Origin of the sequence: Coprococcus sp. AF102-57, from assembly GCF_027686195.1 — a bacterium.
Classification (GTDB): domain Bacteria; phylum Bacillota; class Clostridia; order Lachnospirales; family Lachnospiraceae; genus Allocoprococcus; species Allocoprococcus comes.
On record NZ_JAQCSY010000005.1, the window covers coordinates 69832 to 84249 of the forward strand.

Annotated in this window: 10 protein-coding genes, 1 tRNA gene and 4 pseudogenes; 3 read left to right on the top strand and 12 right to left on the bottom strand. The window is 46.1% G+C overall.

All coding sequences use genetic code 11. The annotated features are described in order from the left end of the window. Window positions 1–84: 84 nt before the first annotated feature. A pseudogene (locus PGZ10_RS16925) lies at window positions 85–1002 on the top strand (transposase); the annotation flags it as partial. Here the strand turns inward: PGZ10_RS16925 and PGZ10_RS04750 are convergent. The 12 genes and pseudogenes from PGZ10_RS04750 to PGZ10_RS04805 all read right to left on the bottom strand — a co-directional run bounded on the left by PGZ10_RS04750 (window position 889) and on the right by PGZ10_RS04805 (window position 13121). After that, window positions 889–2859, bottom strand: a complete 1971-nt coding sequence (locus tag PGZ10_RS04750) for a recombinase family protein (protein ID WP_270540808.1) — start codon at window positions 2857–2859, stop codon at window positions 889–891. The pseudogene PGZ10_RS16925 and the gene PGZ10_RS04750 overlap by 114 nt on opposite strands. A gap of 54 nt (window positions 2860–2913) precedes the next feature. After that, window positions 2914–3105, bottom strand: coding sequence for a hypothetical protein (locus PGZ10_RS04755; protein WP_001820669.1), 192 nt, complete (start codon window positions 3103–3105; stop codon window positions 2914–2916). Window positions 3106–3176: 71 nt separating this feature from the next. Next, window positions 3177–3407, bottom strand: a complete 231-nt coding sequence (locus PGZ10_RS04760) for a YdbC family protein (protein WP_001206986.1) — start codon at window positions 3405–3407, stop codon at window positions 3177–3179. Window positions 3408–3452: 45 nt separating this feature from the next. After that, window positions 3453–4307: a ParB/RepB/Spo0J family partition protein gene (locus PGZ10_RS04765; protein WP_000743700.1), complete on the bottom strand. Its 855-nt coding sequence runs from the start codon at window positions 4305–4307 to the stop codon at window positions 3453–3455. 8 nt (window positions 4308–4315) lie between these two features. After that, window positions 4316–5281 (bottom strand): MobV family relaxase, encoded by a 966-nt coding sequence (mobV, locus tag PGZ10_RS04770; protein WP_001820668.1) that lies wholly within the window; start codon window positions 5279–5281, stop codon window positions 4316–4318. 517 nt (window positions 5282–5798) lie between these two features. Beyond that, window positions 5799–6831: pseudogene (locus tag PGZ10_RS04775) on the bottom strand (AAA family ATPase). A 154-nt stretch (window positions 6832–6985) separates the two neighbouring features. Next, window positions 6986–7460, bottom strand: a pseudogene (locus PGZ10_RS04780) (RNA polymerase sigma factor). A gap of 83 nt (window positions 7461–7543) precedes the next feature. Continuing rightward, the gene (locus tag PGZ10_RS04785) at window positions 7544–7969 is read right to left on the bottom strand and encodes a sigma-70 family RNA polymerase sigma factor (RefSeq protein WP_000323895.1); all 426 of its coding nucleotides are present in this window, start codon (window positions 7967–7969) and stop codon (window positions 7544–7546) included. Between the two features lie 94 nt (window positions 7970–8063). Continuing rightward, window positions 8064–8573, bottom strand: coding sequence for a sigma-70 family RNA polymerase sigma factor (locus PGZ10_RS04790; RefSeq protein ID WP_105116765.1), 510 nt, complete (start codon window positions 8571–8573; stop codon window positions 8064–8066). A 599-nt stretch (window positions 8574–9172) separates the two neighbouring features. Continuing rightward, window positions 9173–10393: a tetracycline efflux MFS transporter Tet(40) gene (gene tet(40), locus PGZ10_RS04795; protein WP_109215034.1), complete on the bottom strand. Its 1221-nt coding sequence runs from the start codon at window positions 10391–10393 to the stop codon at window positions 9173–9175. Window positions 10394–10443: 50 nt separating this feature from the next. Further along, a complete protein-coding gene (gene tet(O) / locus PGZ10_RS04800) occupies window positions 10444–12363 on the bottom strand; it encodes a tetracycline resistance ribosomal protection protein Tet(O) (RefSeq protein WP_270540810.1) in 1920 nt (639 codons plus the stop codon). Between the two features lie 383 nt (window positions 12364–12746). Beyond that, a complete protein-coding gene (locus PGZ10_RS04805; protein WP_001129922.1) occupies window positions 12747–13121 on the bottom strand; it encodes a TnpV protein in 375 nt (124 codons plus the stop codon). Between the two features lie 51 nt (window positions 13122–13172). Between PGZ10_RS04805 and PGZ10_RS04810 the strand changes: the two are divergent. Both PGZ10_RS04810 and PGZ10_RS04815 read left to right on the top strand, forming a co-directional pair. Beyond that, a pseudogene (locus PGZ10_RS04810) lies at window positions 13173–13835 on the top strand (transposase); the annotation flags it as partial. Window positions 13836–14026: 191 nt separating this feature from the next. Next, a tRNA-Ala gene (locus tag PGZ10_RS04815) sits at window positions 14027–14099 on the top strand. Window positions 14100–14418 lie beyond the last annotated feature (319 nt).

The following is a 14418-nucleotide window of genomic DNA, read 5'->3' on the forward strand; positions in this document are numbered from 1 at the left end:
GAAAAAAGAATACTCCCCCAAAAAAGAAAGACCAAGAGTTTATAATGAACTCAAGGTCTTTCTTTCTGTTATAATTAACTTGCAATGAAAATTAATAACATAATCTATTCTAACCCAAAACAGGTAGTTTTGCCAATGCTAATTCAAGATTATTTGGACATCTGTGATCCAGTGCTGACTTTTGATAGATTTATGGGAGAAATCGAACTGGAGAAATATCTGAAAAATATTCCTCAACATGATACAGGAAGACTCAGGTATGACCCGGTCAGCATGCTGAAAACAGTTTTGTTTGGATTTATGGCGAATGGCTATATATCATTACGTGAACTGGAGGATCAATGTAAAGTCAATCTCCGTTTCATGTATCTTATGGATCATCAAGCACCTTCTTATCGTACTTTCGGCTACTTCATCAACGAAGTACTTGCTGATTCCATTGAAGAAATATTTCAAGATATAAACAAAAAAATCTTCGAGACAGAGCATGTGGATCTTCAACATCTATACATTGATGGATCCAAGTTTGAAGCAAATGCGAATAAATACTCCTGGGTATGGAAAAAAGCAACCGAAAAATCCAGATACCGTCTCTTTGGTAAGATCACTACACTATTTGAGGAAATCAATGAGGAACTTTCATGTACAGGTATGAAACTTTGTATCAATAGTGAGTACGCACCAGAGTATCTGAAGGAAGCTGCTGAACAGTATGCAGAAGTCTGGCAGATTAATGAAGCAATGTTTGTTCATGGCAGGGGACATCGCAAAACTACACAACAACGTCATTATGAGAAACTCAAAGAGTATGCTGTTAAGTTGGAAGAATACGTGGAAAAAATCAAAATCTGTGGAGAAGATCGCAACAGCTACTCGAGAACAGATCATTCAGCCACTTTTATGCGAATCAAGACAGACTACATGGGAAATGACCAGTTGCTTCCAGCTTATAATGTACAGGTTGGTGTTGCAGATGAATACATTGCTGTTGTTGATGTAAATCAGTCGGTCATTTTTTGCGGACAGTTCAATACATGCCTGTCTGTTTCGCTCCCTGCTCCTGCGTTTGCTCTCGTTTGATTTCTCCCTCTGTATCTTCTTGGCACAAGCAGGACAATACTTCGATATGCCAGAGCGGGGAACATATTCAACACCGCACACCGTACAATTCTTAGGCTTTAACGCAGTCCACCGCTTTGTCGGTGTGATATGTAATTCACCGACAAAGCCGATGAATTTATAATAAATCTTGATTTCCTGCCGCACCATTCCGTCTGTAAGTTTCTCACGTTCCGAAACAAGTATCTTGTCTATAAGTGCGTTTATGATGGTTGCGTCCAGTTCCTTAATGCCTTGATAGTTGCGGATTAGGGAGAGGAAATCACGGACACCCTGCGTCTTCTCATAGCTGTCGCTGAGCGTTTCCGTTACCTCTTTCAGCCTTGCTTCAATTTCAAGCTGTTCTTTCTGGTATTTTCCCGACATCATCTCAAAATTCCGCTCGGTAATACGCTCCATCACCTTATCTTCATAGAGTGAGGAAAACAGCCTGTCCAGTTCTGCAAGGCGTTTGTTCAGTTTTCTTTGCTCCTTTTCCAGTGCCTTTGCCTTGCTCTGGTCTGTTTCCGTGAGCCGCTTTTCAATCGCCCTCACTGCCTTTTCATCATTGACTGCCATATCCGCAAATCGGTTGATGTCGGTGAGGACAGCGTTGAACAAGTCCCTCGCTTCAATGCTGTGTGCGGTACACATGATATTACCGTATCTGCCATAATTATTGCAGGAATATTGTACGCAGTCGATGATGTCGGGGCGTTTCCTCCTGTTGGCACTCATAGCCCGCATCGCATAGCCGCAGTCCGCACACTTAATAACGCCTGCAAAGATGTTCTCAAAGCCGCCCTTGTTTTCTGGTAATCTGCGGCTTGTAATAAGCTGCTGTACGGTATCAAATTCCTCCTGCGTGACTATCCCCTCATGGGTGTCTGGTATCACTTCCCATTCTTCGGGCAGCTTAGAGGGGCGTTTCTTGCTTTTCATGTTGGCGGCAATCCGCTTGTAGCCTGCAAGGTTTCCCGCATATATCGGGCTTCTTAAAATGCCCCTTACGCTGTTCTCGCTCCAAATATAACGGTTCTCCTCATTCTCCTCAAAATACCTCTCATAGCCTGTTGCCCCCTGCTCCGCCGCATAAGCGGCGGGGCGTAAGATATGCTGTTTGTTGATGTGCTTGCGGATTTTGGCGATTCCGTTGCCCGCTAACGCAAGGTCAAATATTTCCCTTACCACATGGGCAACTTTGTCATCTATCAGCAGATGGTTGTGGTCGGCGGGGTCTTTGACGTAACCGTATGGTGCTGTCGTCCCCATGAATTTCCCCTGCTGAAACCTCGCTCGGTACGCCGATTTTATCTTGACCGACACATCGGCGGAATACATTTCGTTTAGGATGTTGCGGAAAGGCGTGATGTCCATAGCGGATTTATTGAGCGTGTCCACGCCGTCATTGACCGCTATATACCTCACATTATGCTCTGGGAAAAACACTTCCAGATACAGTCCACAATCAAGATAGTTTCTCCCCAGACGGGATAAATCTTTCGTAATCACGCAGTTTATCAGACCGCTTTCAATGTCTTTTATCATATTCTGGAAACTTGGTCTTTGGAAATTTGTACCAGAATAACCATCGTCCACATACGTTTTTGCTATGTGCCATCCCTGCTTTTTCACATAATCCGTGAGGATGGATTTCTGTGTCGCAATGCTCGCACTCTCGTTATCCGTACCATCGTCTTTAGATAAGCGGCAATAAATGCCGACTAAATAGATTTTCTTTTCTTCTTTGATTCCTGCCATACTGTAAAACCTCCGTATCTGTCCTATCTGTTTTCATGTCCCATTGCGTACATTCTAAGCGGACAGCCCCTCATTGTCGAAGGTGTCGCCCTCGGCAATCTTCTTCCGAATATCCTCGGAGATAATCGGGACAAACGCTTCTGTAACGGTCTGTGTGCCGACATATTCACGGCTGATTATCATCTGCACTGGTGCTTTTGGCACGATACGCTTTCTCTTTTTATCTGCTTTCTTATCCTCGCCCATACTTAAATCTTCCTTTCCAGACAGGGCAGGGAAGAGTTTGGAAATGTCCCCGCCCTGCCAATCAGATACCATTAATCCTCGCTGTTTAATTCTTTCTGTAATGCTTTAAGGAGTGCCGCCGCTTCATCAGCGTTCAGCGTGATTCCCTTGCCGCACTTTTCACGGTTCGGGGAAAAGCTGCGGATGTCATACTTCGGCTCTTTCCCATTCCATGAAATGAGATTGATTTCCTTTGTGTAGCCACTGTCGCCCGTAGACAATACTGCGATTTCCTTTACGATTTCATACTGGATTTCTCTCATTCTCCATACCTCAACTCTCTGTATTTACTTCCCGAAAAAAGAAGATTAGCGGCTGTCACGGTTGCGTTTCCTCTGCAACTCACGCTCCAAAAGTTTGATGATGGTTTCCTCCATCTGCTTCGGCGTTGTGTTCTTCGGAAAGTATTTTTTCAGCTTGCTTGTGTTGATTTTCAAGGTTTCTTTCTGGTTGCCCTTTTCCTCCGTCATAATCGCAAATATCGTATCCATGTCAAGCCGCCCGCTCTGGCTTAACTGTTTCATCCGCTGTGCCTGTGAGAGTGAGGGCGTTGCTTCTTCGCTCTCCATCGTGGCAAAGAGGTTTTCCTGCTCGTCTTTCTTCAAGAAGGACAGTTCCACCGCAGGCGTGAGGGCGATTTTCCCCTCGTCCACCATCTGCAAAATCGGCGGTATCAGTTCCGTCAGGCGGATAAAACGCTGCACGGTCATCCTGCCCACGCCGAAGCCCTGTGCCACCTTGTCGTCCGTCCGCAACTTCGTCACAACTTGTGACGAGGTTAAGTCTGTGCGGAAACCCTGCCGCTTCATGGCTTCGGATTTCATCTTGTAAGCAAACGCCCGCTCCGATGGCAGGATATTCTCACGCTGCAAATTGCTGTCTACAAGGGTGATGATGGCTCGGTCACGGTCTAAGGGCAGGACAAACGCAGGCACGGTATTTATCCCTGCAAGTTCAGAAGCACGGACACGCCGCTGTCCTGCAATCACTTCATAACCGTCCCCGTCCTCTTTCGGGCGTGTGATTATCGGCGTGACAATGCCAAATTCCTTGATGCTTTCCGCTAACTCTGACAGTGTTTCATCTTCTGCCACATGAAACGGATTGTCGGGGAACGGGTACAAGTCTTTGGTCTTTAACACCTTAAAATCCTGTTTCTTCATTCACATATCTACCTTTCTTTCGCTCTGCTTCTATGATTTTTCTGCAATTCTTCCAACACTTCGGGCGGTATTTTTGACAGCAGCCGCCCCATCTGCTCGTTGGTTCTCTGCAATTCAAATATCTTCTGATTCGCTTTCTGCACCTTTAGTTCCTGCTCGTACTTTTCATCACGCATACGCCCCGCATAGTCTGATTCCTGCCCAATTCTCTCTTTCAAACTGTCGATATACGCCTGCTGTTTCCCGATTTCCTTAGAGAATTTCTCCACGTCTGGCAGCCATGCAGAGAGTAAATCTAACGCTTTATCCCTTTTCTTCCCTGCGTTAAAGGCGTTGATGTCGGATAGGGCAGACACGATTTCTTCATACTGTTTATCAAGCCTGCCGCCTAATTTATAGAGCCATGTGGGGACGTGTTTCCGCTTGGTTTCCATTGAGGACTGCCCCCGTTCAAGCTGATTCCACCGTGAGGACATCCGCTCATGGTAGGCGGTCTGCCACTCGGATAATGATTTCTGGTTGCCTAAGATAGCTTTCGCTGACAGCTTATTGTCTGGCGTAATCGGCACAAAGCAGAGGTGCATATGGGGCGTTCTCTCGTCCATATGGACGACAGCGGAGAGGATATTCTGCTTTCCAACACGCTCCGAAATGAAGTCAAGAGCCGTCTGGAAATACGCTTTTTGTTCTTCGGGCGGTAACTGGTTCATAAATTCTGGTGAAGCTGTGATGAGCGTTTCCACCATCATCACGCTGTCTTTCCTTGTCCTGCACCCCGCTTCGGCTACCATGCGGTTAATCTCTTTCTTGTAGGTGTACTTTGGTGGTGCTATGAGATGGTAATTGTTTTTAGAGCGTTCCATATCTATATCTGGGTTGCTTTTGTAGGCTTCTTTCTTCCGCTCGTTGTGGCGTTCACAAGCCGCAACGCCGCCCGCTTTTCGTTTCTGGAAACGCAGGATTGCATAAGGCATAGGCGGATTCCTCCTTTCTTTCGGCGGGTGACCGTCCTTTGGGGTGACAGCGGTGACGGTGGTGACAGCAGTTTTGGGATACCCCCTGCCGACTGCCGCAACTGTCACCCTCACCCCCTGCATGACGGTCATGTCGATGATGACGGTGTTTTTGGGATACCCCCCTCGCAAGAGCCGTCACCGTCATGCCGCCATTCTTTTATCCGAAGCCGTAAGGCGTAGGATAGCAGGGCACAGCCCTGCCTTAAGGGAGTCCAGAGGGAACGTCTGGCACACGACTTTGCAGGGCAAAGTGTAGTGTGTTACACCCTGTAAACGCAGTCGGAAAAATCGGAATGATTTTTCTGACCGCAGGGGTGGTTTTACACGACCGAAAAGGGCGAGTAAATCTCACGCCTGCATTTTGCGTTTACGGGGTGTTCTCCCGTAGGGATGACAGCGGCAGGGTATCCTAAAATCACTGTCACCACCGTCACTGCTGTCACCCGCAGGGCAGAGCCGCCAGCTTTACATGGCTTTAAGCGTCAATGACAGTAACAGGGGGGCATCCTAATATCGCTGTCACCACCATCACCGCTGTCACCCGCCCTCCTTGCAAGGGCAATCCGCCTGCCGTCTTTCCTGCGGCTGTACTGGTAGCAGATACGGTTCTCGCTTAAAAATGTGGTGCGGTATTCATTCAGCCATTTCGTAATCACCGTGGGTATGGTTTCCGTTTCCCCCATAGCGGCTAACAGTTCCGTTGCCGTGCCTATCCATTCTTCCTTATCCCTCATAAAATCCACCAACCGAAAAAGGACATCTGGTATCGTTTCTTTCGCAAGCTGCTCCTGCGTTTTCCGCTCCACAAGCTCCCAACGGCAATCACGGAAACGCAGCGTGTATTCCTGATAAGGCGTGTCCCTGCCCGTCACATACAGCTTGGCGGTGTCAGACGCACGTTTCTCCTTTTCCAGAACAAAGGTAGCGTCCGCACTCCCCGTTAATCCTGTCGTCCCAGACACCTTGTTGAACACGTCGCTGTCATTCTGCTTTCGGATGTGGTGTACGACAATGACCGCCAGAGAGTGCCTGTCGGCAAAGTCTTTGATGAGGGAGATGTCCCCATAGTCGCTTGCATAGGCATTGTCTTTTGAAGCTGTACGGACTTTCTGCAAGGTATCAATGACAATGAGCCTGCTGTCTGGGTAATCTTTCAGATAATCTTCAAGCTGCACGATAAGACCGTCTGACAGCTTGCAGCTTGCCACGGCAAAGTGGAGCCGCCCGCTTGCTTCGTCCGTCAAACGAAATAACCTGTCCTGTATGCGGCAGAACGTGTCCTCAAGGCAGAGGTAAAGCACATCGCCCTCCATTGTCGGCATATCCCATAAAGGGATTCCCTGCGACACGCATAAGCATAGCTTCAGCATGAGCCAGCTTTTGCCTATCTTCTGTGAGCCGCAGAACAGCGATAAGCCTGTCGGGATAAGGCTGTCCACCACAAAGGATGGTTTCTCAAGCGGTTCATAAAGGAGCGTTTCGGCGTTGACTGTCTGTAACTTCTGCATGGCTTTCCTCCTTTCGGGCGGTGTCTTTGTTTTCGTTGCACATAGGCGTTGACCTCCTTAAAAATAGATTTACTCCCACGGAAAAAAGTGAGAGTATGTAATGCCGCCAATCCCACACAAATAAAAAACAGATTTCTTTTTCGGGCGGTGTCGGTCACGGTTGGAGATATTTCTTCAATTTCCGCCTTTACTTTCTCCTTTGCAATCGCAACAGATTTCTGTATTGCCGAAGCGGTGCAATGCTCCATAGCGGCGATTTGGTAAAAATTGAACTCATACTCGTAGTAGAGCAGGAAACGCCGCCTTTGTATCTCTGGAAGGCTCCCAACCGCCTTATAGAGCGTTTCATTCCGTTCTTCCTCAACCATGCGTTCATCAAGGCTCTTAGGCACACGCAACGCCCGTCTGTAAAGGGTTTCGTCCCATACCTCGTTAAACTCCCTGTGCCGCTCGTCCCATTAGAAAAGATTCCTGTTCCTGCGCTCCATCTGCCGAAACTCCATAAAGAACTGTTCCGACACTTCCAACTCGTGGGATTTGCCCTGCCCGTCCTTAAAGCTGATAAAATACCTTGTGCCGCTTTCCGTGGATTCCTCCCGAAGCGTGTATGCCTTAACCCTGTATGCCATCCTGTTGTCCTCCTGCAAAAAATGAGTGAGGGGATTTCCATCCCTCACCCAGTAGCCCGCAGGATGGCAGGCTGTTTTAGAAGCTATAAAATTTTCCGCAGCTTCTTCCGCAGATGGTCTAACCTCGCATAGATGGCACCAGTCGTCAAATGCACAAGCGGGGCAATCTCCTTTGTGGAATACCCCTGCATTTTCAGCAGGACGATTTTCAAGGTACGCCCGTCCACCGTGACTAATACTTGATAGAGATTTTCGCTCTCAATCTCTTCCAGTAACTCCGCAACCGTACCCACTTCCGCCTGCCGCTCCCTGCCTGCCATGTCCTCAAGATATTCCGCAACGTCATTCGTCCATCGGTAAAACCGCCTGTTGGAATTGAAGTCTGCCCTGTCCGCCATGCGTATCTGCTCAATGGTCGCTTCATCAACGCCGCACTCACGCAGCAGCTTTTCCTCCGCTTCTTTCCAGATACGCCATTTCCTGTCCTCCCGTCCGTGGTTGTATGCCATTCTTACTTCCTCCAATCAGAATTGATTGAGAGGGCAGAGAAAAGCCCCCTCATCTTCCCAAAGGAAAAAACAAGGGGGCTGAACGCCTTAAATTTTAATTTTCTATTATCTTTCTTAGTTTTATTAGGATTCTGGCTTTGCGTTTGTTTACAACGCTCTGGGTTATGCCCAACCTCGCCCCGACTTCACGCTCGGAAAGTCCGTCAAAAAAGATTGCCTGTATCAGCTCCTGTTCACTATCCGACAGCAAAGGCAGGGCGGCTTTCAGCCTGTCCACCATGACCGCATTGACAACGGTTTCTGCAATGTCCACCGCTTCATCAGTGATAAAGTCCAGAGGATTCCCCTCGCTGTCCGTAAATCCGTCGAGAGATAGCAGTCTATTCTTTGTATCTAATTTTTGCAGATAACGCCACCGTTCCTTGTCACGGTAGAAGTCTGTGTATTGCTCCCTCACGACTTCAAGCAGACAGCCTTGAATGGGGATAAACAGCTTGTCCATATAGGTCTGGTCGGATTCCCTGCAACGGCAGAACTCCGTGTAGGATAATTCCACATAGCCGCCACTTTCTCTGATATATACCTTTCTTGGTGCATATTTCACCATAAATACCTCCCATCTGAATTTTTGAAATGTAAAAAATCCAGATGGAGAGGCGGAGAACGACACCGCATATCAGAAACAGCCCTACGGCACTTTCCAACAAAAATCGACAAAAGAAAAACCGCAAAGGCTCTGTGACCTTTACGGTTATAGGAAATAGTAATTCTATTGTATGGAGATTGTACTTCTACTTTCAAGGTGAGAAGTACCGTTGCACTGGCAGAAATTTTTTTAACTGGTTTCCTGCCGTTCTCTGATATGCTATGTATTGATAAATTTTGCTTCGTATGAGCAGATAGATAACTGCCCGAAAAAAGGACATAAAAAAATCCCTCCAAATTTAAAAACAAATTCAGAGGGTAATTTAGGGTATAACAAAATAACCCACCCGAATATCGTTTTTTTTATTTGGTGAGTTTGTTCTTTCAAATACGAAACAAATGCTCATGTACGGTAAAGTATCACAAGAAAATTATGTCGAATTGACAGCCGCCTCCGCTATACCGAATAAGGAAATAAAGAGTCCTCAAATTTTGCGCTACTAAATGAAGACGAGCGGAAGTAATCTCCCGCTCGTCAGTAAACTTAACTATGCCATATCAATCCCGCTTCTTTCCCGCCACCGGCACTAAGAACAGCGCGGGCAACAGCAGGAAAGCGGTACAGACCAGCCCCCAGGGTATGGACACCTGCTGGGCTACCAGCCCCACAATAGGCCCGCCGATGATCTGCCCGAAAGAGTCCAGCTGTCCGCTGGTGGAAAAGACTGTGGCGCGCATTTTCTCATCCACTTGGTCGTTCATCCAGGCGGCCAGCACAGGCTCCTTGATGGTGCGCATAAGCCCCGCCAGCAGGAACACCAACAACATGAACCAAAAGCTCCGCCCCACCGCGAAGAGAACCAGGAACAGGATATACCCGGCGCTGGTGGACATGACCACACTGGTTCGGCTGACAGTCCCTTTTTTCTCCATGCGGGCGATGAGCAACTGAGAAGCCAGAATACCTAAGCCGTTGCCGATAAGACTGATAACACCGAACCAAGTGACGCTGTTCAGCGGCCCGATAACGGGTATTACCGTGTCATCCAGAAAATGAGCGGTGGAGAGCCGGTCAAAGCCTTCACTGGCAAGTCCCCCGCATAGTGTGATTGCTAAGAGCGCCAGCAACACAGGTGCGCCTTTCACAAAGCCCAGGTTGAGCTTGAACAGGCAGACAAAGTCTTTAAGCAAGCCCTGCCGTTCCTCAATAGCAGGGGAGAAGTTGGTTTCTGGCATGATGCGAACCATCACCAGCCCCAACAACAAGCACAAACTGCCCCCCAAGATGAGAGGCATTTGCAGGTTTATGTTTCCCAGCAGTGTGCCCAGCACCACGCCCAGAACGCCGCCGATTTGCCCCATTTGACTGCCCCGCAGGAACACCTTGTCTATGGGTTTGTCCTCTTCCTCCGAGGCAATCCACGCCTCCAGAGCGCCGGTGATGAAGGTATCACCGCAACCCCAGACAACCTGGGCCAGCAGAACCGGCGCGAACCACGGTAGCGCACCCTCCATCAGAAAGCCCAGGCCGTAGAGGAACATTCCAATCAGCACCGAGCGCCGACGGCTATACAAATCCGCCACCACACCGGTGGGCATCTCGAACAGAAAGCAGGAGGTCTCCTGAACCGTCCCTACCAGGACAAGCTGGAAAGCATCCAGCTGCACCACCTCCAGGTGGTACACGATGGAAAGCACTGTGGACATAGAAACCGCCAGGGAACAGACAAATCGGAACAGCAGGTAGACAGAATATGCCTTTGAATTTTTAGCAAACATGAAGTTACATTCTCCTTTCAAATCTCATTTTATATGACTTTTGCAAGCTGTTAAGCTAACTTGTGGAACATATGCCGAACCTTATCTATACGGCTATTCGGGCGGCGGGGTTGGCAAATAAATTTACCAATAGCTGGCTGGTATCCTTTTAACTCTGTCAAGCAGACTCCCTGCCCATTTGTGAAATAAGTTAAATCGTTCCTGTATTCTTGAATACATCTAGCAGGGATTTCTCCTTTCAGAATGACCTCGTCATTCTTTATCTGAGTACTTACAATATCTGCACAATACCTTGGAGCATCATGATACGCCCGTGAGAGATATTCCTGCGGTGCATAAATTTCAAAGTGGAGATATGGCTCTAATAGTTCTGTCCCTGCTTTTTTTAAAGCCTGCTCCAATACGATAGGGGAAAGCAGCCGAAAGTCTGCGGGGGTACTTACAGGACTATAATACAATCCATATTCAAAACAGATTTTACAGTCTGTCACTTTCCATCCATACAGCCCCTGCTCGCAGCCATAAAGAACCCCCTCCATAACCGCATTTTGGAACGATTGATTTAAATATCCAAGTGAAACTCTGCTTTCATACTGCACTCCGCTTCCAATAGGGAGCGGCTCTATGGACAACCCGACAGAAGCCCAGAAAGGATTTGGCGGGACTTCTATGTGGATGGTATATTCTGCTTTTCTAAGCGGTCTTTCCATATATATAACAGTAGGCTCTTTTATTTCTGCCTCCACATGATATTTTTCCTCAAGGATGGCACAAATGACTTCCATCTGCACATTCCCCAAAAAAGATAACATAATCTCATGGGTAACAGTATCAATGTCAAAATGCAAAAGAGGGTCTGTATCAGCAATCTCTGCGAGGGCATTTAACAGGGCTTCCCTTTGCTCCGGCTTTTGCGGCTCTACCGTTGTCCGAAGTAATGGCATGGGATTATCAATCCGTGTTTTGTGAGGCAGGAGTTTTTCATTTCCCAGGATATCGTTCAGTTTCAAAGTATCATCAGCTAAAATAACAATTTCTCCCGGACAGGCATGGTCAGCCGGGACGATTTCACCGTTTGTCGGAACACACATCTCTGTGATTTTTATTTTCTCTTTTTCAGATATTCTAATAACATCCCTCAAATGCAATGTTCCGCTATATATACGCACATAAACAAAACGCCGCCTTTTCTCTGAATATTCAATCTTAAAAACCTGCCCGCATAGTTCAGATTGACCTTCAGGCGTTGATGAATAAAATTTACTGGCAATTACTTCTATAAGCTGCCGAATCCCCAGATTGTTTTTAGCGCTTCCGTGATAAACGGGAAATAACGTTCCGTTTTGGAATCTCCTGTTTTCTTCCTGTTCCAGTTCTGACATTTTAAACGGTTTCCCTGACATATATTTCTCTAATAGTTCATCGTTTCCCATAATTACCGCATCCCACTGTTCCATATCGTCATTGTCCGTTACATTTATATGGGGATGCTGCCCAACCTTTTGCTTCACTATAATTTCCGAAGAAAGCTTTGCTTTCATTTCCCGATATACCATTGGCAAATCAATCCCCTCTTGGTCAATTTTATTGATGAAAAAAATTGTCGGAATCTTCATTATCTGTAGTGCATGAAACAGTATACGGGTCTGTGCCTGTATGCCATCCTTTGCAGAAACTAATAATACTGCTCCGTCTAATACGGATAAAGAACGGTATACTTCCGCCAAAAAATCCATATGGCCTGGCGTATCTATAATGTTGACTTTTACATCCTCCCACTGAAAAGATGTCACTGCTGTCTGGATAGTGATTCCCCTTTGACGCTCCAAATTCATTGTATCTGTCCTTGTTGTGCCTTCATCTACGCTCCCTAGTTCTGCAATTGCACCACTGGTATACAATAAACTTTCCGTTAATGTTGTCTTTCCTGCGTCAACGTGAGCCAGAATGCCTATGTTAATTATTTTCATGTGATTTTCCTCCTATCAACACCCAAAAAAGGGCATAAAAATACCCAGTGATAAATACTCCTATCACTGGGTAAATAACTCCAATAGCCCCAAAACACTTATATGTTTTCGGGCATATAAAATTACATGATAAAAGTATTCTTAAACTGGGTACAAAAAACTAAGCCCCATATTAAAAGTGAAACGAGACTGCTACTTTTTGTTCCCACTATCAAATTGACAGTTTATTTAAGAATACCTTGCCGCATATTTATTAACTCCTTGTATAATACTGAATCTAATTATATTCCTTAACCCTTTATTTGTCAAGACCCTTTATTTGTCAAGCTGACAAACTAAAGCAGAAAAAGCGGCAGGATTTCCCCCTGCCACTAATCATCTGTTTATGCAAAAATAATTTCCTTTTCCACAATCTCCCTCGCACAAGCCCTTATGTTATTGAGGCATCCTGTCCATTCTAAGGCGTTTTCTGCCTTTAGCTGTTCCGTTATGCCCTGTGCCTGTTTCATACCCTCTATGAGCCTTTCAAAGCGTTCCTGTGCCTGTCTGTTGATGTCGGCAAGGTAGGCGTTTAGCCTGCCGCTTGTAAGAAGATTGGTGTATGTAACTTTACGGTACTGTTTTAGATAATCTAAATGCCGTTGCCCCCAGATGCCTATTGCCTGTTCTTCTTCGGCGGGTACAGTTAAGCACGGTATCAAATAATCCCCTTGCCTTTCGTATTTGCCGCCCAGTTCCTCAAATAATGATTTTGCCATTGTCTGTTACCTCCACATTCTTTTTTATTTTGAATGTCCGCAAAATCCGTCCTACATCAGTATCGCTCAGATATGGATTGTTTTATTCCATTAATGAATAAGTTTTATACTACATATGGCTTCTATCCGAAGTACCCAGTAGCAGATGCCGGATATGGTTCTTACAACAATTACATCTTCTGTGAACAGCAAGGAATAGAAAAATATATGAAGTTTCCCATGTTCAAGAAAGAGACTACTGACAAGAAATACCATGAAGATCCATTTCGTGCAGTAAATTTTCCAATCGGGGAAGACGGAATCATGCGTTGCCCAAACGGGAAAAACTTTTATCTTCAGTATCGAAAAAACGTAAAAGGGAACAAGTATGGGCGACAGGAAGAAGTGTATCAGTGTGAAGACTGCTCCGGCTGTCCATACGCAGAACAATGTAAAAAGACAGACAAAAACCGTACTGTTCGGATCAACCGCGAACTTACAGCGATGCATCAGGAAGTGATAGAAAATCTCGAAAGTATCCAGGGAGCGCTTCTAAGGATGAACAGATCCATTCAGGCAGAAGGTACCTTTGGTATCATGAAAAACGACCGGTGGTACAAAAGAATTGTCCGAAGAGGAATAAAATCTGTATTGCTTGAAGTATTTCTCGTTTCTATCGGACACAATCTTTATAAATATCACAACAAACAGAAAAAAGTTACAGCTGCCGCATAGGAGTTCATAATAGCATTCTTATGGGGTAAGGGGAATTATACCCTTTTTTATGCAATATAACTATTATTATAACCATAAGCAAAAGGACGCATGAAAAAACTCTCGTTTTTTCACACGCCCTATAAAATCAGCAGATACAGTTGACAAAGAGGGACGTTTGTGATATTTTAATTAAGTCGCAAACGTCATATGGGGGATTAGCTCAGTTGGGAGAGCGCCTGCCTTGCAAGCAGGAGGTCACGAGTTCGAATCTCGTATTCTCCACTTTAGTGTATAGTGTAGTAGCATTGCTATTGCACTATTTTTGTGTATTTGACAAATTTATATATGTGCTTTATAATACACTTAACAGGAAAGTCGGAAGGTAACCGCAATTTACCCACTCCGGCGAAAATAATCTAGTTTAGAAAGTAGTCGTCAACTCGCCAAAAGTTTAGGACGGCTACTTTTTATGTGTATAATTAAGTATTGCAACAATAAGTACCGCAACGGATACGATGAGTTGTAATTCTTCATATGTACTCATTAGCACCACCTCCGACAGGCTCGGAGCGGGTGCAGCACGTCCCCCGGCTTCCCGGTT